The sequence below is a fragment of the Kribbella antiqua genome (genome assembly GCF_004345665.1).
In the GTDB taxonomy this organism is placed as follows: domain Bacteria; phylum Actinomycetota; class Actinomycetes; order Propionibacteriales; family Kribbellaceae; genus Kribbella; species Kribbella antiqua.
Genome location: NZ_SLWR01000001.1, coordinates 408,215 through 434,903, shown reverse-complemented (window position 1 = coordinate 434,903; position 26,689 = coordinate 408,215). Strand labels below are relative to the sequence as shown.

The 26,689-nt window shown below is 67.5% G+C and carries 23 protein-coding genes, 1 pseudogene and 1 riboswitch; of the genes and pseudogenes, 9 read left to right on the top strand and 15 right to left on the bottom strand.

The window, feature by feature from the left end:
• The first annotated feature begins 31 nt into the window (after nucleotides 1-31).
• From EV646_RS02210 to EV646_RS02200, 3 genes are read left to right on the top strand one after another with little or no spacing between them, the layout of a single operon-like run.
• Nucleotides 32-1,315, top strand: coding sequence for an ABC transporter substrate-binding protein (locus EV646_RS02210; RefSeq protein WP_132143335.1), 1,284 nt, complete (start codon nucleotides 32-34; stop codon nucleotides 1,313-1,315).
• Nucleotides 1,312-2,277: a carbohydrate ABC transporter permease gene (locus EV646_RS02205; RefSeq protein ID WP_241995163.1), complete on the top strand. Its 966-nt coding sequence runs from the start codon at nucleotides 1,312-1,314 to the stop codon at nucleotides 2,275-2,277. The genes EV646_RS02210 and EV646_RS02205 overlap by 4 nt, the downstream gene beginning before the upstream one ends.
• A complete protein-coding gene (locus tag EV646_RS02200; RefSeq protein WP_132143333.1) occupies nucleotides 2,277-3,149 on the top strand; it encodes a carbohydrate ABC transporter permease in 873 nt (290 codons plus the stop codon). The genes EV646_RS02205 and EV646_RS02200 overlap by 1 nt, the downstream gene beginning before the upstream one ends.
• 49 nt (nucleotides 3,150-3,198) lie before the next feature.
• Here the strand turns inward: EV646_RS02200 and EV646_RS02195 are convergent, their stop codons facing one another.
• Nucleotides 3,199-3,966 (bottom strand): RibD family protein, encoded by a 768-nt coding sequence (locus EV646_RS02195; RefSeq protein WP_132143331.1) that lies wholly within the window; start codon nucleotides 3,964-3,966, stop codon nucleotides 3,199-3,201.
• Between EV646_RS02195 and EV646_RS40870 the strand changes: the two genes are divergently transcribed.
• Nucleotides 3,902-4,234: an SOS response-associated peptidase family protein gene (locus tag EV646_RS40870; protein WP_422386683.1), complete on the top strand. Its 333-nt coding sequence runs from the start codon at nucleotides 3,902-3,904 to the stop codon at nucleotides 4,232-4,234. The two genes, EV646_RS02195 and EV646_RS40870, sit on opposite strands and share 65 nt — an antisense overlap.
• Nucleotides 4,235-4,498: 264 nt before the next feature.
• Here EV646_RS40870 and EV646_RS40530 read toward each other — a convergent pair whose 3' ends face one another.
• A complete protein-coding gene (locus EV646_RS40530; RefSeq protein ID WP_199236752.1) occupies nucleotides 4,499-6,583 on the bottom strand; it encodes an HNH endonuclease signature motif containing protein in 2,085 nt (694 codons plus the stop codon).
• 161 nt (nucleotides 6,584-6,744) lie between these two features.
• Nucleotides 6,745-7,520 (bottom strand): annotated as a pseudogene (locus EV646_RS02180) (ISL3 family transposase); the annotation flags it as partial.
• A gap of 248 nt (nucleotides 7,521-7,768) precedes the next feature.
• Between EV646_RS02180 and EV646_RS02175 the strand changes: the two are divergent.
• Entirely contained in the window at nucleotides 7,769-8,716 is a 948-nt protein-coding gene (locus EV646_RS02175) for an alpha/beta fold hydrolase (protein ID WP_132143325.1), read from the top strand.
• An 82-nt stretch (nucleotides 8,717-8,798) separates the two neighbouring features.
• Here EV646_RS02175 and EV646_RS39785 read toward each other — a convergent pair whose 3' ends face one another.
• Together EV646_RS39785 and EV646_RS02165 are read right to left on the bottom strand one after the other, a co-directional pair.
• Nucleotides 8,799-9,845, bottom strand: coding sequence for a Clp protease N-terminal domain-containing protein (locus tag EV646_RS39785; RefSeq protein ID WP_241995161.1), 1,047 nt, complete (start codon nucleotides 9,843-9,845; stop codon nucleotides 8,799-8,801).
• The gene (locus EV646_RS02165; protein ID WP_132143323.1) at nucleotides 9,845-10,072 is read right to left on the bottom strand and encodes a ribbon-helix-helix protein, CopG family; all 228 of its coding nucleotides are present in this window, start codon (nucleotides 10,070-10,072) and stop codon (nucleotides 9,845-9,847) included. The genes EV646_RS39785 and EV646_RS02165 overlap by 1 nt, the downstream gene beginning before the upstream one ends.
• 107 nt (nucleotides 10,073-10,179) lie before the next feature.
• Here EV646_RS02165 and solA point away from each other — a divergent pair, with 107 nt between their 5' ends.
• Nucleotides 10,180-11,391, top strand: coding sequence for an N-methyl-L-tryptophan oxidase (gene solA / locus EV646_RS02160; RefSeq protein WP_132143321.1), 1,212 nt, complete (start codon nucleotides 10,180-10,182; stop codon nucleotides 11,389-11,391).
• A gap of 18 nt (nucleotides 11,392-11,409) precedes the next feature.
• On the opposite strand, the gene EV646_RS02155 is transcribed toward solA, so the two are convergent.
• From EV646_RS02155 to EV646_RS02135, 6 genes are read right to left on the bottom strand one after another with little or no spacing between them, the layout of a single operon-like run.
• Nucleotides 11,410-12,204, bottom strand: coding sequence for a sirohydrochlorin chelatase (locus EV646_RS02155; protein ID WP_132143319.1), 795 nt, complete (start codon nucleotides 12,202-12,204; stop codon nucleotides 11,410-11,412).
• A complete protein-coding gene (locus tag EV646_RS02150) occupies nucleotides 12,201-13,487 on the bottom strand; it encodes a sulfate adenylyltransferase subunit 1 (protein WP_132143317.1) in 1,287 nt (428 codons plus the stop codon). The genes EV646_RS02155 and EV646_RS02150 overlap by 4 nt, the downstream gene beginning before the upstream one ends.
• A complete protein-coding gene (gene cysD, locus EV646_RS02145) occupies nucleotides 13,487-14,443 on the bottom strand; it encodes a sulfate adenylyltransferase subunit CysD (RefSeq protein ID WP_132143315.1) in 957 nt (318 codons plus the stop codon). Before cysD ends, EV646_RS02150 begins: the two co-directional genes overlap by 1 nt.
• On the bottom strand, nucleotides 14,440-15,126 hold the full coding sequence (locus EV646_RS02140; protein ID WP_132143313.1) for a phosphoadenylyl-sulfate reductase: 687 nt from the start codon (nucleotides 15,124-15,126) through the stop codon (nucleotides 14,440-14,442). Before EV646_RS02140 ends, cysD begins: the two co-directional genes overlap by 4 nt.
• Nucleotides 15,123-15,272 (bottom strand): hypothetical protein, encoded by a 150-nt coding sequence (locus EV646_RS39175; protein WP_166665480.1) that lies wholly within the window; start codon nucleotides 15,270-15,272, stop codon nucleotides 15,123-15,125. Before EV646_RS39175 ends, EV646_RS02140 begins: the two co-directional genes overlap by 4 nt.
• Nucleotides 15,269-16,954, bottom strand: a complete 1,686-nt coding sequence (locus tag EV646_RS02135) for a nitrite/sulfite reductase (RefSeq protein ID WP_132143310.1) — start codon at nucleotides 16,952-16,954, stop codon at nucleotides 15,269-15,271. The genes EV646_RS39175 and EV646_RS02135 overlap by 4 nt, the downstream gene beginning before the upstream one ends.
• Nucleotides 16,955-17,361: 407 nt before the next feature.
• On the opposite strand from EV646_RS02135, the gene EV646_RS02130 reads away from it, so the two are divergent.
• On the top strand, nucleotides 17,362-17,928 hold the full coding sequence (locus EV646_RS02130) for a winged helix-turn-helix domain-containing protein (RefSeq protein ID WP_132143308.1): 567 nt from the start codon (nucleotides 17,362-17,364) through the stop codon (nucleotides 17,926-17,928).
• Complete coding sequence (locus EV646_RS02125; protein ID WP_132143306.1) at nucleotides 17,925-19,145, top strand: MFS transporter; 1,221 nt, start codon at nucleotides 17,925-17,927, stop codon at nucleotides 19,143-19,145. Before EV646_RS02130 ends, EV646_RS02125 begins: the two co-directional genes overlap by 4 nt.
• Nucleotides 19,146-19,231: 86 nt before the next feature.
• Here the strand turns inward: EV646_RS02125 and EV646_RS02120 are convergent, their stop codons facing one another.
• Nucleotides 19,232-20,248: a hypothetical protein gene (locus tag EV646_RS02120; RefSeq protein ID WP_132143304.1), complete on the bottom strand. Its 1,017-nt coding sequence runs from the start codon at nucleotides 20,246-20,248 to the stop codon at nucleotides 19,232-19,234.
• Between the two features lie 66 nt (nucleotides 20,249-20,314).
• On the opposite strand from EV646_RS02120, the gene EV646_RS02115 reads away from it, so the two are divergent.
• A complete protein-coding gene (locus tag EV646_RS02115; protein WP_132143302.1) occupies nucleotides 20,315-22,978 on the top strand; it encodes a tetratricopeptide repeat protein in 2,664 nt (887 codons plus the stop codon).
• Here EV646_RS02115 and EV646_RS02110 read toward each other — a convergent pair.
• From EV646_RS02110 to EV646_RS02100, 3 genes are all read right to left on the bottom strand, one after another.
• Complete coding sequence (locus EV646_RS02110) at nucleotides 22,944-23,414, bottom strand: GbsR/MarR family transcriptional regulator (protein ID WP_132143300.1); 471 nt, start codon at nucleotides 23,412-23,414, stop codon at nucleotides 22,944-22,946. The genes EV646_RS02115 and EV646_RS02110 overlap by 35 nt on opposite strands.
• A gap of 74 nt (nucleotides 23,415-23,488) precedes the next feature.
• Entirely contained in the window at nucleotides 23,489-24,937 is a 1,449-nt protein-coding gene (locus EV646_RS02105) for a glycine hydroxymethyltransferase (protein WP_132143298.1), read from the bottom strand.
• Nucleotides 24,938-24,965: 28 nt separating this feature from the next.
• Nucleotides 24,966-25,047: riboswitch (ZMP/ZTP riboswitch) on the bottom strand.
• On the bottom strand, nucleotides 25,044-26,672 hold the full coding sequence (locus EV646_RS02100) for an acyl-CoA dehydrogenase family protein (protein WP_132143296.1): 1,629 nt from the start codon (nucleotides 26,670-26,672) through the stop codon (nucleotides 25,044-25,046). Its footprint overlaps the riboswitch before it by 4 nt.
• Between the last annotated feature and the right edge of the window lie 17 nt (nucleotides 26,673-26,689).

Below are 26,689 nucleotides of genomic sequence, written 5' to 3'. Positions count from 1 at the left end.
GAGGAGATGGTTCCTCGGGAAGGTGGTTGCCATGCCTGCACATGTTCCGAACGCCGGCCTGACCCGACGTGATCTGCTCAAGCGGACGGGTGGCCTGGCGGCGCTCGCCGCACTCACCGCCGCCTGTGGCGGCAATACCGGCCGACCGTCGAGCGGTGGCGGCGGCAGCGGCGCGAAGGTGAACCTCGCGCAGTGGTACCACCAGTACGGCGAAGCCGGGACCAAGGAAGCGGCGCTCAGATACGCCAAGGCCTACACCGACGCGAACGTCACCGTGCAGTGGACGCCGGGTGACTACGGCAGCAAGCTCTCGTCCGGCCTGCTGTCCAACAAGGGACCGGACGTCTTCGAGAGCCAGCTCAACATCGGCATGGTGAAGAGCGGCCAGGTGGTCCCGCTCGACGACATCATGGCCGACGTCAAGGACGACTTCCAGCCGGGCGACCTGGCCACCAACACCATCGACGGCAAGATCTACGGCGTCCGGATGATCGTCGACCCGCAGGTCATCTACTACAAGAAGAGCCTGCTGGACCAGGCCGGAATCAAGCCGCCGGAGACCGTCGACGACCTGATCGCGGCGGCGAAGGAACTCACCACGAACAAGGTGAAGGGCATCTTCGTCGGCAACGACGGCGGCCTCGCGATGGGCGGTCCGGCGCTGTGGTCGTCCGGTGGCTCCTACCTGACCGACGACCATAAGCCTGGGTTCACCGGGGCTCGTGCGGCACAGGCGTTCTCGAAGCTGCACGAGCTGTACGCGAGCAAGAGCGTGCTGCTCGGCGCGCCGACGGACTGGTGGGATCCGGGTGCGATCACCCAGGGCCTGGTCGCGATGCAGTGGATCGGCATGTGGGCGGTGCCGGGCATGCAGAAGGTGCTCGGCGACGACATCGGCGTGATCCCGTTCCCGAAGCTGGACGCGGAGGGCAAACCGGCGGTGTACTCCGGCGGCTGGACCCAGTTCGTCTCCGCCAAGAGCCCGAACATCGAGGCCGCGAAGAAGTACGTCAAGTGGCTGTGGATCGACAAGGCGGACTTCCAGGAGGACTGGTCGCTCAGCTACGGCTTCCACATCCCGCCGCGGAAGAGCCTGGCCGCCAAGGCGTCCAAGCTGCAGAGCGGGGTCGCGGCCGAGACGGTCAAGCTCAACCAGGACTACGGCCATACCGACAACCCGGCCTGGACGCCGAAGATGGGTACGGCGTTCGGCGACATGCTCACCAACATCATCCGGAAGGGGGCCGACCCCGCTGCCGAGATCAGCAAGGCCGAGAAGACCGTCAACACCGAACTGACCCGGCTGTTCGGATGAGCAGTAAGATCGCCGACCCCGCCGCAACTGGTGAGCGGCGGGGGAGCCGGCGGGCAGCGTCGCGGACGCGCACGCGCGGCATTACCGGCAACACCCGGATGTTCTGGGTGTTCGTCGGGCCGTTCGTGCTCGGTCTGCTGATCTTCTCCTACCTGCCGATCATCTGGAGCCTGGTCCTCAGCTTCTTCGAGGCCTACAACACGGTCACGCCCTCGAAGTTCGTCGGCTTCCAGAACTACGTCGACATGCTGACCGACCACAACTTCCTGTCCAGCCTGGGCACGTTCACGATCTTCGCGCTGTTCATCGTGCCGCTGACGTTCGCGTTGTCGCTGGCGCTGGCGCTGCTGGTGAACCAGGTCAAGGTGGCGCGGGCGTTCTTCCGGTCGGTGTTCTTCCTGCCGACCGCCTGCTCGTACGTCGTGGCGTCGCTGATCTGGCGGCTGTCGATCTTCAACGGCGTACGGTTCGGGCTGGCGAACACGATCCTCGGCTGGTTCGGCATCGACGGGATCGCCTGGTTGTCGACCGTCGACCCGCCCTGGTTCTGGATCCCGATCGTGACGGTGCGCCTGTGGTTGCAGCTCGGGTTCTACATGATCCTGTTCATCGCCGGACTGCAGCGGATCTCGCCGACGCTGTACGAGGCGGCGTACGTCGACGGCGCTTCGCCGGGGTGGCAGACGTTCCGCTACATCACGCTTCCACAGCTGCGTACGACGTCGGTCGCCGTACTGATCCTGAACCTGATCGCGGCGTATCAGGCATTCGACGAGTTCTACAACCTCCTCGGCAATGTGAACTTCGCCCGGCCGCCGCTGGTGTATCTGTACGGGATCTCCCTCGGGACGATCCAGGACCTCGGGCACGGGTCGGCCGGCGCGCTGATCCTGGCGGTGATCATCATGATCGTCACCCTGCTGCAGAGCAGGATCCTCGGATTCGGGAAGGCGGGTGACTGATGTCCGTCACAGGTGCACCTCAACCGATCGGGTACTCGCGGACTCCGCTCGGACGGGTCGCGGTGGGGTTGCGCTGGATCGCGCTGTTCATCGCGGTGGTGCTGTTCCTGGTGCCGTTCTACCTGATCCTGCGCAACGCCTTGTCCACCGAGGCCGACATCACCGCACCCTCGTGGACGCTGTTCCCGCGGCATTTGCAGTGGGGCAACATCAGCGAGCTCTTCAATGACGCCCAAGTGCCGATGGCGCGCGCGCTATACAACTCCGCCGTGGTCGGCGTCCTCGGCACCGCGGGACAGTTGCTCTTGGCATCAATGGCCGGCTACGGGCTGGCCCGCATCCCGTACCGGCACGCGGACAAGATCTTCTACGCGATCGTCGCCACGCTGATGATCCCGGCCGCGGTCACCTTCATCCCCAGCTTCATCGTCGTCTCGTCGCTGGGCTGGGTCTCGTCCTTGCGCGGGCTGATCATCCCGACGTTGTTCAGCGGCTTCGCGGCATTCCTGTTCCGCCAGTACTTCTTGAACTTCCCCCGCGAATTGGAGGAGGCTGCCCGCGTCGACGGCGCCGGCTACTTCGGCGTCTTCTGGCGCATCGTCGTACCCAACTCGTTGCCGTTCTTCGCCGCCCTGGCCGCGATTACCTTCATCGCCAACTGGAACAGCTTCCTCTGGCCCCTGGTCATCGGCCAGGACTCCTCGTCCTGGACCGTTCAGGTCGCGATGTCCACCTTCGTCACCGCCCAAACCATCAACATCCACGAACTCTTCATGGCCGTAGCGGTCTCCATCCTCCCCCTCGTCCTCATCTTCGCCTTCCTCCAGCGCTACCTGATCCAAGGCGTAACCCAATCCGGCATCAAGGACTGAACAGCCAGCCAAGTTCCGGTGATCATTGGTCAAGCTGTCGCAGGAGAGGTCAGCTTTCGGTCACGGCGTAGTGCAGGCGAACGGAGCCGCCGGTATCAGCGTGCACCGAGAGCAACTGCAATCGGGTCGGAGGCTCGCCTACAGCAAGCGGTGGCCCATCCATGACCGACGGCGTGCCGAGCCCGCCGATGAGAGCAGGCGCCAGCGTCAGGTGCAGTTCGTCGATCAGACCTGCCCGCAACAACGCACCGTTGAGGCCGCCGCCCGCAGTCGATAGGACGCAACTGACGCCGAGCTCGGTGCCCATCGCGACGATCCCCCGCGCCAGGTCGACGCGCTCTTCACCGACGACGAGATAGCAGATGCGTTCCCGGCGGAGATAGCCGAGGTAATCGGCCGGAGTCGACCGCGCCACCAGGACCAGCACGTCCCAGTCCTGATGTTTCTCGGTCCAGCGCACTCGTCCGCGGCTGTCGACGACGGTGAACCACATGTGCGGCGGCGACGGAAGTCCGGTGATCTCCGGTGGAAGGAAGTGCCGGTAGAGACCGGTGGTGTCACCGTCGTACGTGGGCAGCTCCTCCGGAATCGCGTCCTCGCTCACCAAGCTGCCGCTGCCCTCCAGGATGGCATTGCAGCCGTACTGCTCTCTGAGCACCTCGAGGATGTCGATCCGCACCGGATCGGCGGCACGCGGCGTCATCGATCCCCACAGATCCGAACTGGGCTGGTGCATCAAGAGCGCGTCTCGGGTGAGAGCGACCTTCCCGTCGGCACTGGCTCCCACACTGACCACCACGCGCGGTCGCTTCTGCATCACAGCCTCCTTCGGCCCGCTGGACGGCGAAGACCAGATCTACCAGCGGCCACCGACAAACCGCGCCGGCCACATCCACGAACGCATGCCGATGACCGTCACACCGGACAGCTGGGAGGCGTGGCTCGATCCCGGGAACAACGACACCGACCGGATCCGCTCACCGATGGCGCCGTGTCAGGCGAGTGGCATCACCATCAGCAAGCATGGATTGCCTGGCCAGAGTGTCTTGAGCTCCTCGAGCGGCAGGAAGCCTGCGGAGAGGTAGAAGGCTCTGGTGAGCGCGTAGTTCTCGTCGCGACGGCTGGCGCCCAGCGTCTTGACTTGGAGGAGTTGGCCGAGGAGATCTCCACATCTGTCACGTCCATCACCCTCGAAGCCTTACAGAACCGCTTTCGGACAGCACATGCTTTCCCAGGCCGCAGGGCAGTGTCCCCATGGGTACTGGGCTGTCCGGAGGACCGGAACATCAGCGCGCGTCGTCAGGCAGGTGATGCCGGTCGAGTCGGGCGGGGCGTTTGGTTCGGCGCGGCTAGTGCTTGGTATGCGATACGAGTCTGGTCGTTTCGGTATCCGCGCGGAGAGTGGTGTCGTGTCGTCGGTCGGGGTCGGTTGCGTGCGGGGATGCGTCGCGCTCGTCGGTCTGGTTCAGGTCGCTGGGCGAGGTGTCGCCCCAGACGGCGAATCTGGCGGCTTCCTGGAGTGCCTCGTCATCAGCGTGCCATCGGGACCGGGATTCCTTTGTGTTGCGGGAGGGCTGCTCGCTGTCCCTCGGGTCGGTCGGCTCGCCCCAGGGGTCGATATGAACGGCTGTGCGCAGGCTCAGCTCGACAGCCTCGCGAATGCTCCGGGCGGCGCTGTCGCGGGTGCTGGCCCCTTGAGCAGCTGCAACGGACGTCGTGGCTTTCATTGTCACGTCACCGGCACGTGAGGTCTCGGCACGGGGTGACGGCCGCCCGGTCTCGAGCAGAGGGTCGGGATTGCTCCGCCTGGCCGGGGTGGGCAGGCGGTGTTGATATGTGCCGGGTTTCGGTTTGTGGCGGGGTTGGGGGTCTGCCCAGGTGGGGCGGGCGACGTGGACGAGGCCGTCGATGATCTGGATGGTCCAGTGGCCGTGGTGCAGGTCGACGTGGTGCCGGCGGCACAACAAGACCAGATTGGAGACTGCGGTCACGCCGCCGTCGATCCAGTGGGTGAGGTGGTGGGCGTCGCAGTAGATGGGCGGGGCGCCGCAGACGACGCAGCCTTTGTCGCGGGCGTTCAGGGCGCGGCGCATGGCCCGGTTGACCAGGCGTTCGGAGCGGCCCACGTCTAGTGGTTCGGAGTTGGACCCGAGGATGAGGGGGATGATGTTGGCGTCGCAGGCCAGGCGGCGGATGGCGGCGGCGGACAGGTTGTCGCCGTAGACGAGTTGTCCGGTCGCGTTCGTGGTGATGTTCTTGAGGTCGTTGTAGTCGATGGTGACGGTGATGTTCGCCTTGGCACCGAACCCCGGGACCCAACCGCCGCTGGCGGCGCCGGTTGTCCCGGGGGTGGCGGCGGGGTGTGCGCCGGTCTCACCGGTGCCGGTGGTGTCGGCGGCTATGGGGTTTGTGGCGGCGGTGCTGGTTGAGTCTGCGCAGCCGGTGTCGAAGAGCGTGTCCTCGATGGACTCGCCGTCGCTGGTGGACGCAGTGCTGCTCGACGCGTCGTTGGTGGTGGATGCGGCGGCGGGTTCGGCGGTGGTGCTTGTCGGCGGGGTCGTGCCGGGGCGGGTGGGGAAGCCGGTGTCGGATGCGGCTGCGGCGATGGACAACGCCGCGGATAGGGCGTCGGCCTGGCGCTTGTCCCGCGGCCGCGGGTCGAACTCACCCGTCACGGTCTTACGGGGCTTGGCGCCGGCGTCGACCAACGAACGCAGCAGTTCGGCGTTGTCGTTGGCCAGGAAGCCGTTGAACTTCACGCCATGATCGGCCTTCGACAGCTTCAACGACTCGCGCTCGGAGGCCTTGGCCTCGTCCGGTTCGGGGCCGTCGGCGTCGATCAGCTCACACGACTCCGTCGCGGCCTTGCGCAGTTCCTGCGGGGATAGGTGCGCGGCCAGGCCCACCAGTTCCTGCTCGATGACGTCGCGGTCCTCGACCGAGATCCGGGAGGCGAACCGTTCCAGGGTCGACACGATCGCCTCGGCTTGGGCCGGGCGCAGGATCCAGTGGATGCTCCTGGTCATGCCGCCTTCACCGTCGGCCCCGGCGGCTGTGAGGTCGCTGTCGGTTTCCACATCCCTGTCGGTCTGCAGGCCGTCGTCGTCGCCGGGGCTGTCGTCGCCGGGGCTGTCGTCGCCACGAGGAGTGTCGTGTTCGGCGAGGGCTGCGGAGACCCCGTGGTACCTCGGCAACGCCCGGGCCAGCCGGACGTCGCGGCGGGCGTCGTAGCCGTTCATCCGGTACCGGAACTGCAGCAGCTGGACCGTGTCACGGGCACCGAGCTCTTCGGCGTACCCGATCTCGTCGACCTGGGCGACCATGTGCAGCCGGTCGGTCTGCAGGCGGGCGATCTCGGCGTCCAGCGTGTCGATACCCGACAGCAGTTCGCTGCCGCTCATCGACCACACCGGTCGCCCGCCCAAGAGTTCCATGCCGTCAACGATAGGCATGCCCACCGACAGTTTTCAAACCCGATTCCCCTTATTTTCAAGGGATTTCGACGTACGACGTTATCCACAACCAGCCACGCCTGTGGACAATCAGTCCGTGTTGCTTTAGGCAACAAAAGTGGCTCTTCTGCGTGATGTGTGGGCTATGGGCGTCCGGGGAGGGGTGGGCGGTGGCCGCCGAGGGTGAGTAGTGCTAGGGCGATGAGGTTGGTGGGGTTGGCGAAGCCGTAGGCGATGCGGGTGATGAGCCGGATTTGGTGTTGGTGGATTCGATCAGGGCGTTGGACAGGCCGTGGTCGAGGCTGGCGTGGATGGCGGGCAGGTGATCGCGGATGCGGCGGGCGAGCTGGATGTATTCGGGGATGCGGGAGCGGGCTGCCCACTGCAGCCACCGTTGCAGGGCGTGTGTGGCGTCGGGGGCGGGGAGTTTGAAGACTGTTCTGAGGCCTTCCTTGAGCAGGTAGGCGCGGTGCAGGTAGGGGTGGGTCTTGGCGATCCAGGCGAGTTTGGTGCGTTGGTGGCTGGTGAGGTTCTCGGGGTTCTTCCAGAGCATGTAGCGGGCTCGTTTGAGTGCGCGTGCGTCGCCTTGGGCGATGTTGACGGGCCGGGATCGTCCTTTGTCTTCTCGGCGTGATCCGCCTTGGGCGCGGCGGGCGATGTTCCAGACTTCGCGGCGGACGGTGTCCAGGGCGTCGGTGGCCCAGGCCACGACGTGGAACGGGTCGGCGCACAAGACGGCCTGCGGGGCACGCTCTGCCACGACGGTGGTGATCCAGGTGGCGCCGTCGCACGACACGTGCGTCAGTTGCCGGCTGCGGTCAGGGCAGAGGACGGCGAAGAAGGCGCGCATGGTGTCCTTGGAGCGCCCGGCCTTGGCCCACAGCAACCGACCGGTGTCGTGATCGACCACCAGGACCAACTGGTCCTCGTCGAACCAGACGTCCTCGATGATCGTCTTGTCGACCCCCAAAACCGCACGCCATAAACTGCCGCCACGCACGCCGTTCTCCTGTTCACCAGGTTCCTGTTCCTAGACAGCTCAGGAACCTAGACAGAGAACGGCGTGCGCCACTCCAAACGCGCTCAACCACCCACACATCAAGCAGGAGAACCACAAAAGTTCAGTCGGCATCCCGATGATGAGTGCGGCGGGTAGTGTGGCACGCCGTGAAGGAACGCGTGGAACTCCGGCAGCGAGTGCTGCTCGGCGGACTTGCACAAGAGGTCTTGATACGAGGCGCCGACGCCGGCAATCCGTTGCTGCTCATCCTGCACGGCGGTCCGGGGTTCGCCGAGATGCCGCTGTTCACGGCGTACAACGCGGACTTGGAGCAGCACTTCCTTGTGGCGCATTGGGATCAGCGCGGCGCCGGGAGGTCGTATGCCTCCGACATTCCGGCCGAGTCGATGACGCTGCGCCAGTTCATCGCCGACGCAGGCGAGTTGATCGATTGGCTGACCGAACGCTTCGCCCAGGACAAGGTCTTCCTCCTCGGGCACTCGTGGGGCAGCCTGGTCGGCGCGATGCTCGCCAGCGAGCGGCCGGCTAAGTTGCACGCGTTCGTCGGCGTGGGTCAGCTCGTCGCCGGGATGCGCAACGAGCAGGCGTCGTACGCGTTCACCCTGCGGAGGGCGATCGAACGCCAGAACAGCGAGGCGATCAGCGCGCTGCGGGCGATCGAGGATCGGTACACCCCGTCGGGTGGATTGACGTTCGCCGATCTCGTCGTTCAACGGGCCTGGCTCGATCGATTCGGCGGCACGGTCAACGGGGACACTGCGGCGCTGTTCAACCGCGTTGTGCAGGAGCTTCGTCACGAGTACTTCGGCGACCTCTCGACGCTCGCGCAGGAGTTCTCGTTCGGCTGCCTGCTGCCGGATATCCTCGCGGCCGACCTCGATCGCACAGCGCGTACGTTCGACATCCCGGTCTACATCGTCGTTGGGCGCCACGACCAGAACACGCCCGCCGAGCTCGCGGTGGAGTACTTCGACGTGATCGAGGCACCAGTCAAGGAGCTGCACTGGTTCGAGCAGTCGGCTCACCTGATGCCGTTCGAGGAGCCGGCGAAGTTCAACGCCTTGCTGACCGACACCGTGCTGGCCCGTCGCTAGCGACCTCGGGATCGGTGACGTCGATCAATGCCGACCAGCGCGTTAGCGGTTGGTGCGGGAGCGGATCAGCGGGAGCGAGGGGTCAGCCGTCGGGGTTGATGTTGTGGTGGCGGAGGAGGGTGCGGAGGCGGGTTACTTCTTCGTGGAGGTGTTCGTTTTCGTCGAGTACGGCGTTGAGTTCGGCGAGGAGGTGGTGGCGGCGGCCGAAGGTGGGCCAGGTGGTGGCGGCCTCTTCGGTGAGGAAGCCGGTGACGGCTTGTTCGACGCGTTGTTTGTGCTCGCGCCAGCCGATCACCTTGTGGCGAATGTCCTCGAGGTCGCCGCCGAGTTTGACCAGGATCTGGGCGCCGACGCCTTCGCCGTCGCGAAGGATGCCGAGCAGCAGGTGTTCGGTGTCGAGTTGATCGTCGCCCAGCGCGCGAGCCTCGGTGGCGGCGTACTCCAGCGTGGCCTTCGCTCGGGGCGTGAAAGGCACCGTTCCACCGCCGGAGTCCTGAGCACCGCGACCGATGATCTCCACCACCAGCTCACGGACCGCCGGCGCCGAGATCCCCATCCCGGCCGGGCGCCAGGGACTGCTCGAGCCGCTCTCGGTCAGCACTTTCGCCGCGGCGCCGTGACCCTCCTCGATCAGCCCCAGCAGCAGATGCTCGGTCCCGATGAAGTTGTGCTGGAACCCGTGAGCCTCTTCCTGCGCGAGCACGATCACCCGCCGCGCCCCGTCGCTGAACTTCTCGAACATGTCCTCGTCCCTCCTCGAAACCCCGAAAACCGTCTCCAGCCGATCGCGCACGAACGCGACCACCTCGTCCGGCGCAGCCTCGGCAAGTCGATCCAGCAGTGAGTCCAGCTCGTCGACCGGCTCGAGCCGCAGTTCGGCGTGGTTCAACGCGGCAAACTGCAGTACGACGGCAACCGCGACCACCCGGTTCGCCCCATCGAACGGCCGCGCCCGGACCAGCCCCGACAACAGCACGGCGACCCCATCCGCCAGCCCGCGAGTACGTCGTACGTCGGTCAGCACCTCGTGGACGGCGTCGAGATTCGTCCGGCGTACGGCGGTGTCCGAGTCGCAGTGCAGGACCCGGGCCGCCACCGCGAGTACGTCGTACTCGTCGAGGTAGCGCATCAGTCGTCTCCGCGGAGGCGGTTGAGGGACTCCTCGTGACGCGCCAGGTTCTGCTCGAGCAGGCGGCTGAATCGGCTGTCGCTGCGGCGCTGATCCACCAGCGAAGCGATCGCCTCGCGCGCGACGTCGGACACCGACCGGCCCTCGACCGACGCCACTGTCTGCAGCCGCTCGGCGAGCACCGGGTCGAGCCGCAACAGGATGTTCTTCGTCGCTTCCTTCGCCATGGCTAGCAAGATATCACGATATCAAGCGGATCGACCCCTGGATCACCGACCCCGACGGCAACCCGGTTCAACTGGTGCGAAAGAGGTGAGCCGGTAAGGCTTGGCCCATGGACAGCGCTGAGGTTGTGGTCGTGGGACTGGGCGCCTTCGGCTCGGCGGCGCTGTGGCGCCTCGCGGCACGAGGGGTCAACGTCATCGGGATCGAGCGGCAGGCGATCGGGCACGAGTTCGGGTCGTCACACGGCAGCACCCGGCTGTTCCGGGTCGCGTGCATGGAGCATCCGGGGCTCACCCCGATCGCGCAGAAGTCGCTCGAGCTGTGGACCGAACTGGGGGAGCAGACCGGGGACACCTACGTCCGCCAGACCGGCTCACTCAACGTCGGTACGTCGAGCAGTCGCCCTGTCGAGGGCTCCCTGCGCGCCGCGACCGAGGCCGGCGCGAAGGTCGCCGAGCTGAGCCACCACGAGTTGCGAAACCGATACCCGCAGTACGGTCTCGCGGAGAGCGACGTGGCCGTATGGGATCCGGCCGCGGGGATCTGTTACGCCGAGCCGACCGTCCGCGCCCACGTCGCGGAGGCGGAACGGCTCGGTGCCAGGGTCTTTCCGCACACGATGGTGACCGGCATCCAGTTCGGCACGGATGGGTTGATCGTCCGTACGCCGACCGTCGACTTCACGGCCGGCCAAGTCGTCGTCTGCGCAGGCGCCTGGCTGGGGAAGCTGGTGCCGGAGCTGCCGCTCACGCCCAGGCGTACGCCGATGTTCTGGTTCGAGCCCAAGGATCCGGAGTCCGTCGCGTTCCGGCTGGAGCGGTTCCCGGCGTTCATCTGGGAGTTCGCGGACGGCCGCGGGTTGTGGGGCCATGGGTCCGGCGACGACTTCCTGGTGAAGGTCGGCCTCGACGGTGCTGTCCAGGCAGCAGGCTTCGACCCGGACAACCTTGATCGCTACATCCACCCGCAGGACGATTTCGGCGCGCTGGCCGATGCGATCAGCCACGCGTTCCCGGAGTTGGATCCGCAGCCGGTGAAGGTGATCCCGTGCATGGTCACCGACTCACCGGACGGCCAGTTCCTGGTTGGCCGGTGCGAGGACCGGCTGCTGATTGCCGGCGGCGACAGCGGCCACGGCTTCAAGCACTGTGCCGGGCTTGGCGAGCTGTTGGCCCAGATCACGACAAAGGAGGCGCCGTTTACCGACGCCTCCTTCATCGATCCCTCGCGCTTCGGACCTGTGGCACTCACCAACCCGCCTCCCACGGCCGTTCGTGGGGCGCGGCACGCTCGGCCCAGCCAGGGCCGCCGGGGTTCGTGAGTGACGGAGGTCCGCGGACTAAGCCGTCCGGACCAGCTGAGGCCGTACGACGGTCGGGCGGGCTGCCGGGGCCAGAGTGAGCAGGTCCAGGCCGGCTACGCCGTACCGTAGGAGCACCAGGCGTGCGACCTCGGCGCTCACACCCAGCGGCCGTGACACCGCCACGGCACCGGCGCGCCGCGCGGTCGTCTCCGCCCGGTCGGGCAGTACGCCCGGCGCCAGGAACAGCGAACCGACGGCTACGTGCCGCCGACCCTCGAGCCGCCACTGCAGCACAGCTTCAGCCGGCGAAGGCGACGCCGCGCAGGTGAATGCCGTGGTCACCGGCAGCTTGTGCCGCTGACCCCACAGCCGCGCCAGCCGGGTCACGCTGGCGTTGGCCTGCGAGTCGCTCGATCCGGCGCACGCGAGTACGAGCGCGTCGAGTTCCCGCACGCGGCCGTCCTTGAGCTCGGCCCGCATCCGGCGATCCAGGACGTCGAGCAGCGACTCGTCGTACCCGAGCACGTCGGAAGCGATGATCCGCAGGTCGGGGAACCGGCTGCGGGCCTCGTCGACGACGGCCGGGACGTCGATCTTGGCGTGGTACGCCGACGACAGCAGCAGCGGCAGGACGACGACTTCCTCCACCCCTTCGGCGGCGAGCTTGCCGATCACCTGGTACGGCGTGGGCGGGCAGTGGTCGAGGAAGGAGGCTTCGATCCGCAGGTCGTCACGCATGTCGCGCAGGCACTTGACGAGAGCGTGGACGGTGGCGGCCGAACGCGGATCGCGGCTGCCGTGGGCGAGGATCACGAGCGCTGGAGCAGTCACAGCAGTTCCCCTTCTTCGTCGTCGATCATGCCGGCCGCGAGCGTCCACCCGTCGTGGGCGTCGATCAGCAGGAACGATCCGGTGATGGCGTTGCTGGAGTACGGATCGGCGGCCAGCGGTGCGGCGACCTTGAGCTGCACCTTGCCGATGTCGTTGAGGTCGAGCCCGGTGGCGTCGATGACTCCGAGCGTTTCGAGGTCCAGCGCCCCGTTGATCTTGGTGACGATCGCTTGAGCGGTGGTCGTGGTGTGCTTGATCAGCAGCCGGGCGCCCACGGTCAGCGGGCGGTCCGACAGCCAGCACACGGTGGCGGACAGTTCCCGGCGGGTGCCGGGGGAGGCGTCGGCCGCGACGATCACCGAGCCGCGGGCCACGTCGATGTCGTCGGCGAGCCGGACCGTGACGGCCTCGCCGGCGACCGCGGACGGCCGTTCGGCGACCGCGGTCGCGGTGGCGGTGACGACGGGTTTGTCGATGCCGGCGATCGACGTACGGCGGCCGGCCGGCAGCACGATCACCGGGTCGCCGACCGAGACGGTGCCGGAGGCAACGGTTCCGGTGTAGCCGCGGTAGTCGCGGTACTCGTCGTCGGTCTGCGGGCGGAGCACGTACTGGACCGGGAAGCGCAGCGGCTCGTCCGAGTTGTCGATCCGCCCGTTCGCGTTCTCCAGGTACTCCAGCAGGGTCGGCCCGTCATACCAGGAGGTCGCGGTGGAGCGTTCCACCACGTTGTCGCCGACGAGCGCGGAGACCGGGATCGCGTGGACGTCGGCGATGCCGAGCTGGTCGGCGAGTTGCGCGACGTCCTTGGCGATGCCGGTGAAGACGGCCTCGTCGTACCCGACCAGGTCGATCTTGTTGACCGCGAGTACGACGTGCGGGACGCGGAGCAGACCGGCCACGGCGAGGTGCCGCCGGGTCTGCTCGAGTACGCCGTGCCGGGCGTCGACCAGGATGATCACCACGTCCGCGGTGGACGCGCCGGTCACGGTGTTGCGGGTGTACTGCACGTGCCCAGGGCAGTCGGCCAGGATGAACGAGCGCTTGTCGGTCGCGAAGTACCGGTAGGCGACGTCGATCGTGATGCCCTGCTCGCGTTCGGCCCGCAGGCCGTCGGTGAGCAGCGCGAAGTCGAACTCGCCGCCGCGGGCTTCGGAGACCGTCTTCACGTGCGCGATCTGGTCGGCGAGGATCGCCTTGCAGTCGTGCAGCAGCCGCCCGACCAGGGTCGACTTCCCGTCGTCCACCGAACCAGCGGTGGCGAGTCGCAGGAGCGTGCTCATCAGAAGTACCCCTCCCGCTTGCGGTCTTCCATGGCTGCTTCACTGACCCGGTCGTCGGCGCGGGTCGCGCCGCGTTCGGTCAGCTCGCTGGCTGCGACCTCGACGACGACCTCGGCCGCGGAGGACGCGGTCGAGGCGACCGCGCCGGTGCAGGACATGTCGCCGACGGTGCGGTAGCGGACGACCCGCTTGGTGACGGTTTCGCCGTCGCGGGGCTGGGAGTAGGGGCCGACGGCAAGCAACATGCCGTCGCGCTCGAACACGTCCCGCTCGTGCGCGTAGTAGATGCCCGGCAGCGGGATCTGCTCGCGCTCGATGTAGTTCCACACGTCCAGCTCGGTCCAGTTGGACAGCGGGAACACCCGCACGTGCTCACCCGGCCGGTGCTTGCCGTTGTAGAGCGACCACAGCTCCGGCCGCTGGTTGCGCGGGTCCCACTGGCCGAACTCGTCACGCAGGCTGAAGATCCGCTCCTTCGCCCGGGCCCGCTCCTCGTCCCGGCGGCCGCCGCCGAAGACGGCGTCGAACCGGTGCCCGTTGATTGCGTCCAGCAACGGAATTGTCTGCAGCGGGTTCCGGGTGCCGTCCGACCGCTCGCGCAGCCGGCCGTCGGCGATGTAGTCCTCGACGCTCGCGACCTCGAGCCGCAGGCCGAGCGCGTTCACGGTCGCGTCGCGGTACTCGAGGACCTCCGGGAAGTTGTGCCCGGTGTCCACATGCAGCAGCGCGAACGGGACCCCGGCCGGCGCGAACGCCTTCCGGGCCAGGTGCAGCATGACGATCGAGTCCTTGCCGCCGGAGAACAGGATCACCGGCCGCTCGAACTCCGCCGCCACCTCGCGGAAGACGAAGATCGACTCGCTCTCGAGGGCGTCGAGTTCGGTGACGGTCGCGGTGCTCAGGGGTGCCTCCGGGGCGGCGATGGTTGCTGTTGGCGTGTCGATCGTGGCGGTCATGTGTGGAGCCCGCATTCGACCTTGCCGGTGCCGGCCCAGCGGCCGCTGCGCGGGTCCTCGCCGGGGGCGACGCGCTGGGTGCACGGCTCGCAGCCGATGGACGGATAGCCGTCGTACTGGAGCAGGTTCACCAGTACGCCGTTTTCGGCGATGTAGCCGTCCAGGTCTTCCTGGGTCCACGGCGCGATCGGGTTGAGCTTCACCATGTCGCGCTTCTCGTCGTACTCGACGACCTGCGTGTTGGCCCGGGTCGGCGCCTCTTCCCGCCGTACGCCGGTCACCCAGGCCTTGTAGCCGGACAGGTACCGGTTCAGCGGCTCGACCTTGCGGAGGGCGCAGCACTTGTTCGGGTCGCGCTCGTAGAGCTTCTCGCCGTACTCGGCGTTCTGCTCTTCGACGGTCTGCTTCGGGAGGGCGTTGATCAGGTTGATCGGCAGCGTCGCGGCGACCGCGTCGCGGGTGCCGATCGTTTCGGCGAAGTGGTAGCCGGTGTCGAGGAACAGGACGTCGACCCCGGGGGCCGCCTCGGCCGCGAGGTGGGGGAGGGCCCCGTCTGCCATCGAGGCGGTCACCACCAGTTCGTCACCGAAGGTCTCCCGCGCCCACGCCAGCACTTCCTGCGCCGAGGCGTCGGCTAGTCGTTCGTTGGCCTCTTCGGCCAGCGTCTTCAGATCCGTACTCATTCCACCGTCACCCGCAACCCGATCATCTTCAGCTGGAACACCCGTGCACACGGCCGGCACTCCCAGGCGCCGTGCCCTTCCTCCGACGGACGGAGGTCCTCGTCCCCGCAGTACGGGCAGTAAAGAGGTGCTGCTCTCTCGCTCATTGCAAAGCCTCCTCATCAGCACGGGTGACCCACTGGGCGAAGCGCTCGCCCTCGTTGCGCTCCTTCAGGTAGTTCTGGGTGACGCGTTCCACGTAGTCGGTGAGACCGTCCGCGGTGACCTTGTGGCCGCGGAGCTTCCGGCCGAAGCCGGCGTCCAGGCCGAGGCCACCGCCGAGGTGTACCTGGTAGCCCGGCACCTGCTTGCCGTCGGCATCCATCACCAGCTGGCCCTTCAGGCCAATGTCGGCGACCTGGATGCGGGCGCAGGAGTTCGGGCAGCCGTTCACGTTCACGGTGATCGGTACGTCGAGGTCGGGGATCCGCTCCTCGAGTTCATCGATCAACTGTGCTGCCTTGGCCTTGGTCTCGACGATCGCCAGCTTGCAGAACTCGATCCCGGTGCAGGCCATCGTGTTCCGCCGCCAGGCCGACGGCTTCGCCTTGAACCCGAGCGCGTCGAGCGCGGCGATCAGCGAGTCGACCTTCGACTCCTCGATGTCGAGAACGATCAGCTTCTGCTGGGCCGTGGTCCGGATCCGGTCCGAACCGTGCGCCGCGACCACGTCGGCGACCTTGGCCAGCGTCGTACCGGAAACCCGGCCGACCACCGGCGCGACGCCGACGTAGTACTTGCCGTCCTTCTGCTTGTGCACCCCGACGTGGTCACCCTGTACGGCGGGAACCTCGGGAGCCGGCCCGTCGATCAGCTTCCGCTTGAGGTACTTCTCCTCCAGCACCTCGCGGAACCTCTCGACACCCCAGTCCGCGACCAGGAACTTGATCCGGGCCCGGGTCCGCAGCCGGCGGTAGCCGTAGTCGCGGAAGATGCTGGTGACGCCCCACCACGCCTCGTGCACCTCTTCGAGCGGAACCCACACGCCCAGCCGCTGCGCGAGCATCGGGTTCGTCGACAGTCCACCGCCGACCCAGAGGTCGAAGCCCGGGCCGTGCTCGGGGTGGACCACACCGACGAACGCGATGTCGTTCACTTCCGGTACGACGTCGTGCGACGGGTGACCGGTGATCGCGGTCTTGAACTTCCGCGGCAGGTTGGAGAACTCGTCGCTGCCGATGTACTTCTCGACGATGTCGTTGATCGCCGGCGTGCCGTCGATGATCTCGTCCGCCGCGATCCCGGCGACCGGGCTGGCGATGACGACGCGCGGCACGTCGCCGCAGGCCTCGGTGGTGTAGAGACCGACCGCCTCCAGCTTCTGCCAGATGGCGGGGACGTCCTCGACCCGGATCCAGTGCAGCTGGATGTTCTGCCGGTCGGTGATGTCGGCGGTGTCCCGCGCGTACTTCTCCGAGACCTCGGCGATCACCCGCAGCTGCTCGGTGCTGAGCTGTCCACCCTCGATCCGGACCCGCAGCATGAAGTAGCGGTCGTCCAGCTCCTCCGGCTCCAGCGTCGCGGTCTTGCCGCCGTCGATCCCGGGCTTGCGCTGGGTGTACAGACCCCACCAGCGGAAGCGGCCGCGGAGGTCGGCCGGGTCGATCGAGTCGAAGCCGCGGTGCGCGTAGATGTTCTCGATCCGGGCGCGGACGTTGAGGCCGTCGTCGTTCTTCTTGTTCTCCTCGTTCTTGTTCAGCGGCTCGCGGTAGCCGAGCGCCCACTGACCTTCGCCCTTGCCCTTGCGGGGGCGGGCGGGCTTGCGGGGAGCAGACGTGACGCCAGTCATCCGGAACGTGTCCTTGTCCTCGTGACAGGTGCGTCCGCGGGAGGCGGCCTCGAAGCGTCGTCGGTTCGATGCGTTCCGCGGTGCGCACCCAGCGGTGATCGGGGGTGATCAGGGGGCCGTCATTGGCCCGGCGGGGTGGCTGTCAGAACATCGAAGGACAACAGATGGCGCTGCGCATCCGCCCGAGGTCGACATGAATGCGACCTACCAGGTGGGTGGAGCGGGCAGCGAGCATGTCCATAAGCGTCAGCGTCAACGCCTGACAAATCAACTCCCAATACCACATTTCGAGACTAGGTCTCACGATGTGGCTATCTCGATCAGTCTGGTGTGGATTGTTCCAGGCGTGAAATCTGTTCCACAAGAACTCTTGTGCAAGAACTCTTGTGGAATCTAGAGTGACCGTCATGACACCCGCGAACCGCCGCTCGGCCGATGCCTCCGTCATCGCCGCGATCCACCATCCGCTCCGGCGCCGGCTGATCGACCTGCTCGGTGTCGACGGCCCCGCGACCGCCTCCCGGCTGGCCGAGGCGACCGGCGAGCTGGTCGGAAATGTCAGTCATCACTTGAAGGTGCTCGCCGCTGCGGGCGTCATCGAGGAGGCTCCCGAGCTGGCCAAGAACCGGCGCGAACGGTGGTGGCGAGCGGCGAAGGCGTCGTACTCGTGGTCGATCGCGGATGCCGAGGGGGACCCGGCCGGCGAGCTCGTCGCGGCGACGGCCGAGGAGGCGAACCTGGCGCATCACGAGGCCAAGGTGCGCCAGTGGTTCGATCGCCGGCGGGAGTACGGCGAGCCCTGGCTGCGGGCCGCGTTCTCGACCGAGAGTTGGGTCACATTGACACCGGAGCGACTCGAGGAACTCGGTACCCGGATGGGGGAACTCATCCAGGAGTACGTCGACAACCCGTCGGATGGCGACGACGCGCGTACGGTCTTCGTCTTCGCCCACGCCGTACCGGCTCGGCCATGACTACCGTCGTGGAGTTCCCGCCGCTGCGGCGGGATCGGCGGGTGCACGGCTGGGTCTTCTCGTCTGCCGTCTCGCAGATCGGCGACATGGCCTGGTACATCGGGTTGGCGTGGAGCGCGGCGCAGGTGACCACCCCGGCCGGCGTCGGCTTGGTGATGGGTATCGGCGCGCTGCCCAAGGCGCTGATCCTTCTGTACGGCGGTGCGCTCGCGGATCGCTTCGACGCACGCCGGACGATGATCCTGGCCAACCTCGGCCGCATCGTCGTCCTTGCCGCTGCTGCCGCAGTCGTCGGGCTGTGGGGCGTCTCGCTGCCGTTGCTGCTCACGGTCGCCGTCGTCTTCGGTGCGGTCGACGCGATCTACGCGCCCGCCTCCGGGACGCTGCCGCGCCGGATGGTCAGGTCCGACGACCTGGTCAAGCTCGCGGCCGGTTCACAACTCGCCAACCGATTGGCCGTCTTCGTCGGTGCGCCGCTCGGTGCTCTGCTGGTGGCACATGGTGGTCTGGCCACGGTCATGCTCGTCGACGCCGCCTCCTTCGCCGTCATCGCGCTCGCCCTCGCGTATCTGGTCAGACCACGTCTCCCACGAGCCGCCTCAACTGGTACGTCGATCCGCGCCGACCTGCGGGACGGGTTCGGCTACCTGCGGCGGGACGGGCGGGCACGCACCCTGGTCATCGCGTTCTTCGGCCTGAACCTCTGCGTCGGTCCGGTGCTCGCCGTCGGGCTGGTCCAGCGCACTCACTCGGCCGGTTGGGGTCCGGGGGCGCTTGGTTGGTTCCAGGCCTGCTCGGGCATCAGCGCCGCGGCCGGCGCGATCCTCGCCATGCGCTGGAAGCCAGGGAATCTGGCCAGGGCTGGTCTGCTCGCGCTCATCATCCAGGCAGCCGGCTGCGTGATGATCGGCGTCGTCCCACGCACCATCGTGTTCCTGGCCATGGCGATGATCGGATTCACCGCCGGCCTGGCCTCCGCCCAGCTGTCCGCCGCGTTCCAGCAGACGATCGAACCGTCGTACCTTGGCCGGACCTCTAGCATCGTCAACCTCTCCGACGAAGCGTTGATGCCGGTCGCGATGACCGCCTTCGGTGCCTTCATCAGCCTGACCAGCATCCCGCTGGCCTGCGCCGTGCTCGGCTCAGCGTTCGCCGCCCTGATGATCTGGTCGGCCGCGCGCGTACGGCCGGAGGCCACCCAAGCGCTGAGCCGGTGACCATGGAGGGTTTTGCGGCGATTGGTGGAGGGGTTCTTGCTTATATGGAGCAAAACCCTCCAGGATCCCAACTGCAGTCGGGGGAATCAGCGTGACAGGTCGTTCCGCGGCGGATGCTTTGGTGGGCGGGCTGCCGGTGGGGGCGCTGCCTCCGGGTCACGTTTGACTCTGGGCGGAGGGAGTGCACGGGCGACCGTGGTGGCGAGGTCGACGGCGTTCGCGTGGACGCGGTCCGGTGTGGTCTCGCCACGGGCGGCCGCACTGCGAAGCTCGGGTGGGTTGGTGAAGTCGTACACGGCGGCAATGACTTCCGGGGTGAGGACGTCTCCCGGTTTCGGTGCGGCCGGTCGTTCGGTCCCGGCGCCCTTGAAGACCTGGGACACCTCGGCCCTGAGGAACTTGACGACTTGCTGAGCCCGCAGGACCCGGGCCTTGCGGAGAACGCGGACCTCGTTCCCCATCGACGCTTTGTCCCGCCAAGCGACGTCGTACAGGAGACGGGCGAGCCGGTAGGCCGGATTGGTCTCACCGCCGGGAATGGTGCGCGATCCGCCGTGCGTGTAGAACTCGCTGTAGAGGCCGGGAGCGTCGTTGAGTTTCACCTCTTCTTTCCAGCGCCGGTACTCCGGGGTGGGGAGCTCGCCACTGGCCCAGGCCTTGTCCATCAACTCGTGCGAGGCCAGATTCAACGGCCGGTGACTGATGTAGTGGAACCGGGGCGGATTGCCCTGCTTTCGGCTTTGGTACTCCGCGATGATCTGCGGCCATTCATCGGCCGAGATCACCCGGGCGAGCCGCGACGCGAACGTCGTCCGGGTGCGCAGCTCCCGCGCAGAAGTGATCGGGTCGTCGGTCCGGCCAGTCATCGTCTCGAGCTTCGGCATCCAGAAGGTCTTGCCGCCCGGCCCCATCCGCTCCCAGTTGGTGACCTTCATCGACGGTCGATCAGGACCCCGGCTCAGATTGTTGAGCTGTTGCAGGGCCCAGATCGTCGCCTTGTAGATCGGCACCCGGCGGCGCATGATGCGGGTTTCCCAAGCGATCCGAGCAGCACTTTGCAGCCACTCCGGTCCGGTCAGAGCCTTCGCATCATGCAGGTTCATCCCTCAGCAGTCTAGGGAGTCGAAGGGTGCTCGGTGCGATACTGCTGGGGCGTGGGGGTGAGGTCGATGAGTGGTGTGCCGATGGGGACGGTCTCGATGTTGTTCTCGGACATCGAGGGGTCGACAGTGCTCCTGACCCGCCTGGGGCACCGTTATGTCGACGTGCTGGAGGACCACCGCCGCATCTTGCGGAGTGTGTGGGCGGCCACCGGCGGTACGGAGATGTCGACCGAGGGGGACAGCTTCTTCGTCGTCTTCCGTACGGCCCACGAGGCGATCGAGGCGGCCGCAGCGGCACAGCGGCGACTCGACGACCATGACTGGCCGGAAGGTGAACGGCTGCGCGTGCGCATGGGCATCCACGCAGGTACGCCCGCGGTGCTGGATGGAGACTATTGGGGCATGGATGTGCACCGGGCGGCACGGATCGCCGCCTCCGCACACGGCGGCCAGGTGGTGATCTCGGCCGTGACCGGCGACCTGGTCCGCGGAGCGTTGCCCGATGGCACGTCGCTGCGTGATCTCGGCGTACACCACCTGAAGGACATCCCCGAGCCGGAACACCTGTACCAGTTGACCGTCGCGGGCCTGCGCGAGGACTTCCCGCCACTACGCACCGTCGGTACGGCGACCAGCCTGCCCGCGCCGGCGACGCCCCTGATCGGCCGGGACGACGACCATGCGCGACTGACGGAGATCTTCCGTGCGCCGGACGTCCGCCTGGTGACACTCACCGGGCCCGGTGGGGCCGGCAAGACCCGGCTGGCCTGCTCGGCGGCCGAGTGGTTGTCCTCCCGGTTCGGCAACGGCGTGTACTTCGTACCCCTCACGGCAGTAGTCACCGAACCGGTGATGTGGACGTCGATCGCCGAAGTGCTCGACCTCCCTCCGAGGGAGCGCCGGCCGGAGCGGCTGCTCGCCCATCTGGCGCGCCGCTCGCTGCTGCTTGTGCTGGACAATCTGGAGCAGCTCGAGGGCGCGGACACGGTCGTTGCCCGCATTCTCGAAGCGGCACCGGGCGTCGGCATCATCACGACGTCGCGACGGCCGCTCGGGCTGGCTGCCGAGCGTCAGTACCCGGTGCAGCCGCTGGCGTTGCCGGACGACGTGACCTTGTCCGCGGCCGAGAGCTCCGGAGCTGTGCAGCTCTTCGTCGAACGCGCGCGTGCCGTGCGACCCGGGTTCAGTCTCACGGCAGGCAACGTCGCCGATGTGGTGGCGATCTGCCGCCGTCTGGACGGACTGCCGCTCGCCATCGAGCTGTGTGCGACTCGGGCCAAGGTGCTGAGCACCAAGGCGCTGCTCGATCGCATCGATCAAGCCCTCGACCTCGTCTCCCGGAGCAACGTGACGCCCGAGCGGCAGCGGACGCTCCGCGAGACCATCGCGTGGTCGTATCGTCTGCTCAGCCCGGCGCAGCGCGGCGTCTTTCGACGGCTGGCAGTCTTCTCCGCCGGTGCCGACCTCGATGCCGTCGCCGCCGTCGCCTTCGCACCCTCGCAACAAGGCGACCCGCTCGAGGTGATCGCGGAACTTCATGATGCCAACCTGGTCACGATCGCCGAAGGTCCGGACGGAGGACCGAGGGTTTCGCTGCTGCAGACGATCGGCCGGTACGCCGACGACGAGCTACGAGCGGCCGGCGAGGCGGAAGCCTCTCATCGCGCGCACGCCGGCTACTACGCGGATCTCGCGGAGAAGCTGCGAGAGATGCGGGAGTCCGCGCTCTGGACAAGTCTCGAGCTGGCCACGGCCGAGCTGGGCAACTTCCGTGCCGCACTCGCCTGGGCTATGCCGCTGGAAGAACCGGACGATGCCGCCGGTGATCTTGCCACCGGCCTCCGGCTGTGCGCCGCCCTCAGCTGGATGTGGGTGCTGGGCGGGTACGTCGCGGAGGGGCGGCGCTGGTACGAACAGGTCGTCGAGCGGGCCGGCGACGTACCGTCAGGAGACCTCGCCGCTTGCCTGCGGGGGTTGGGGAATCTGCTTCTGCTGCAAGGCGAGATCGAACGCGCGCACGAAGTGGCCACCAGAAGCCTCGCGATGGCGACGACGCTGAACGACCGCCCCGGAGTGGCTCTCGCGCTGAGCCTATTGGGCTCGGCTCAGGCCCGGGCTGGAGACGCCGAAGCCGCATGCGACACGCTGCGGGAAGCTCTCGACCTGCAGCGGAAACTCGACGACAGGGGCGGACTCGCAAGGGTCCTGGGCCACCTCGGCGGTGTGCAGGAGCAACTGGGCCGACTCGATCGCGCCGAGGTACTGATGAGGGAGTCGTTGTCGATCCTCGACGACATCGGCGACGTTCACGAGGCGGCGGTGCAAGGCCAGAACCTGGCCTACCTGCTCGCAGTCGCGAATCGCCTCGATGAGGCGAGCGAGCTGGCCGGCGGTCTGGTCGATACGGTCGTGGCGCTCGGCAGCCCGAGCCTGACCATGGCGTTCGCGAACACCGTGATGAACATTCTCCTCCGGCGCGGCGATCCGGCCGGCGCTGCCCACCTGTTCGGTGCGGAGGAGGCGATGGGGCAACGCCTCGAGATGCCGAACCCGCATCGGGACGAGGAGCTCGCGGAGGCGCTCGAGCTGATCGACGGCGTGATGTCACCCGAGGAATGGGAGGCCCACCGCCGCCAGGGTCGGTCGGAACGCGTCGAAGACCTCCTCGCCAAGTTCCCGGACGTAGCGCGATCCACTACGGCCGCCCGTGTTCCGCCCGCCAGCTCTTGATCAGCTGATCGAGGTCTTTGTGGATGAAGGCGAAGAAGTCCGCCGCCTCGGCCAGCCGGCAGCCGACGGGGGAGTCGGCGCCGAACAGCTCGACGCCCGATCGGCTGGTCGACTCCCACTCGTCCAGCGCGCTGTTGCGCCGTTCGAGGATCGCGGCGAACACGTCGTCGCGGATCCGGTAGTGATCCTTGCGCGATCCCGGGATCCGCTCCCGCGAGATGAATCCGACCTGCAGCAGTTGCCGTACGGCGCCCGACACGGCCGGCTGGCTGATGCGCAGCGACTCGGCCAGCTCGGCCGAGGTCAACGTGCCGGTCGGACTGACCAGCATCCGGCCCATCACCCGCGCGGACATCGTCGGCACCCCACTGTTCGCCAGCACCCCGGCGAACCGCTCGACGAACTGGCTGATCTCTTCGACTGTGGGATCAGTCATGGCTGCAGGCTATCGCAACTATCACGCGTTCGTGATAGTTGCGGAGCGCCCTGGAGCGGGCGCTCCGCACACGGTCAGCTGAGCTCGAGGCCCGGGTAGAGCGGGTGCTTGTCGAGCAGCTCGGCCGACGCCGCCTTGGTCTTGTCGGCGACGCCGTCAGCGAGCACGTACTTCGCCTTCGACGGAGCACCGGCGGACGTCGTCGTCGGCGTGGTCGAGGACAGTACGTCGACGATCAGCTCGGCCACCCGGTCGAACTCGTCCGCCCCGAAGCCGCGCGTGGTCAGCGCCGGCGTACCGATCCGGACCCCGGAGGTGTACCAGGCGCCGTTCGGGTCCCGCGGTACGGCGTTCCGGTTCGTCACGATGCCCGCGTCGAGCAACGCCGACTCGGCCTGCCGCCCGGTGATCCCGTACGACGACACGTCCAGCAGCACCAGGTGGTTCTCGGTGCCATCCGTGACGAGCTTGACGCCGCGCTTCATCAGGCCCTCGGCCAGCGAGACCGCGTTGTCCGCGACCGCCTGCGCGTACTCCTGGAACGACGGCTGCCGCGCCTCGGCCAGCGCGACCGCCTTTGCCGCCATCGTCTGGCTGAGCGGACCACCGAGGACCATCGGGCAGCCGCGGTCGACGGAATCGGCGTACTCGGGCTGGCACAGCACCATGCCGCCGCGCGGGCCGCGGAGCGACTTGTGCGTGGTGGTCGTGGTGACGTGCGCGTGCGGGATCGGGTCGAAGTCGCCGGTGAAGACCTTGCCCGCGACCAGGCCGGCGAAGTGGGCCATGTCGACCATCAGAGTCGCGCCGACCTCGTCCGCGATCGCGCGCATCTTCGCGAAGTTGATCTTGCGCGGGTACGCCGAGTAGCCCGCGATCAGGATCAGCGGCTTGAACTCACGCGCCGTCGCGGCGACCTTGTCGTAGTCCAGCAGCCCGGTCTCCGGGTCGGTGCCGTAGGAGTGCTGGTTGAACATCTTGCCGGAGATGTTCGGCCGGAAGCCGTGGGTCAGGTGACCGCCGGCGTCCAGCGACATGCCGAGCATCTTCTGGTCGCCGAGCGCCTTGCGGAGCTTGGTCCAGTCCTCGTCGGTCAGGTCGTTGACGTGCTTCGCGCCTGCCTCGGCCAGCGCCGGGGACTCGATCCGCTGGGCCAGGATCGCCCAGAAGGCGACCAGGTTCGCGTCGATGCCGGAGTGCGGCTGGACGTAGGCGTGTGGCGCGTCGAACAGCGCCTTCGCGTGGTCGGCCGCGGTCTGCTCGACGGTGTCGACGTTCTGGCAGCCGGCGTAAAAGCGGTGCCCGATGGTGCCCTCGGCGTACTTGTCGGACAGCCAGTTGCCCATCGTCAGCAAGGTGGCGGGGGAGGCGTAGTTCTCGCTTGCGATCAGTTTCAGCGACGAGCGCTGGTCGGCCAGTTCGGCCTTGATCGCGCCGGCGATGGTGGGTTCCACCGCGCCGATCACCTCGAGCGCGTTGCGGTACGCGGCCGATGCGGCGGCGGCATCGAAGGGTTGAGTCATCGTTGTCTCTCCTGCGGTTGCAGTGGGTCGCCGGCACCCAGGCGCACGGTGCCCGCGTTCTTCGCTCCCCGGTGGTTCTCCACCTCAGCGCGCCAGTCGCGACGCCTCACCCTATCGCGCGATCGAGGATCAACTGGAACGGCGTGGTCCTCGGGAGTGTGCCGAAGACACCACCCCAGTCGTTCGCCAGCCTGGACGCGATGAAGGCGTCGGCGACTTCGGGCGTCGAGTGCCGGATGAGCAGCGATGCCTGGAGGCACACGGCCATCCGCGCGGCCAGCCGGCGCGCTCCGGCCTCGGCGCCTTCGATATCAGCAAGCGCTTGCAGTACGTCGTTGACCGCGGCATCGAGCCGTTGGTCGGCACCCTGGCACGCGGCCAGCTCCGTCAGCCAGGCCTCCAGCGACTCGGGCCTTCTCAGTGCTCGCAGGACGTCGAGCGCGTTGACGTTCCCCGACCCTTCCCAGATCGAGTTCAACGGCGACTCCCGGAACAACAACGGCATCCCGGACTCCTCGACAAACCCGTTCCCGCCAAGACACTCCAACGCCTCAGCCACCATGAACGGCGTCCGCTTACAAACCCAGAACTTCGCCAACGGAAGCGCAATCCGCCGAAATGCCGCCGCCTTGGCATCACCTTGGACCGCGGAGTCGACGGCAGCCGCGAGCCGCATTCCCAGCGCAGTCGCCGCCTCACTCTCCAGCGCAAGGTCCGCCAGTACGTTCTGCATCGTGGGCTTGTCGGCGAGAAGGCCGCCGAAGGCGGAGCGGTGGCGGGTGTGCCAGACGGCCTCCACCAGAGCGCGGCGCTGGAGGGCGGCTGAGCCGAGGACGCAGTCCAATCGGGTGGCGGCGACCATATCGATGATGGTGCGGACGCCGGCGCCCTCCTCGCCGAGGCGGTAGCCGATCGTGTTGTGGAACTCGACCTCGCTGGATGCGTTCGACCGGTTGCCGAGCTTGTCCTTCAGACGCTGCAGCGCGAACGCGTTCCGGTTGCCATCGGCAAGCACCCGCGGGACGACGAAGCAGCTCAGTCCTTCCGGCGCCTGCGCGAGTACCAGGAACACATCCACCTGCGGCGCCGAGCAGAACCACTTGTGCCCGTTCAGCTGATATTCACCGTCACTACCCGTCGGCGTCGCCGTGGTCAGGTTCGCCCGTACGTCGGATCCGCCCTGCTTCTCGGTCATCCCCATCCCGGCCAGCACGCCGTTCTTCGCCGCCGCGGGCAGCCGTCGTACGTCGTACAGGGTCGAAGCCAGCTGAGGCACCCACTCTTTCGCCAGCTGTTCATCCGCTCGCAGCGCGGGCACGGCGGCGTACGTCATCGAGATCGGGCAGCCGTGGCCGGGCTCGACCTGGGACCAGACGTAGAAGCCGGCCGCGCGGGTGAGGTGCGGTGCCGGTCGGTCGCTGGTCCAGGGCGCGGCCTGGAGTCCGAAGCCGACGGCCTGCTCCATCAGCCAGTGCCACGACGGGTGGAACTCGACCTCGTCGATGCGGTGGCCGTAGCGGTCGTGGGTGCGCAGGACGGGCGGGTGCTGGTTCGCGGGAAGGGCGTGCGCGAGCGCCTCTTCGCTGCCCGCCAGCTCGCCGATCTTCGCCAGTCCCAGATCGCCGGACAAGTCGGCGTACGGACGCAGAGCGTCACCGAGTGCCGCGTCCCGCGTGAAGAAGTTCACGCCCCGCAGTGGGGGAGCCTGGTTCGTTACCGCGAATGGGTCCGCCATGTCAGTACGGTAAGCGG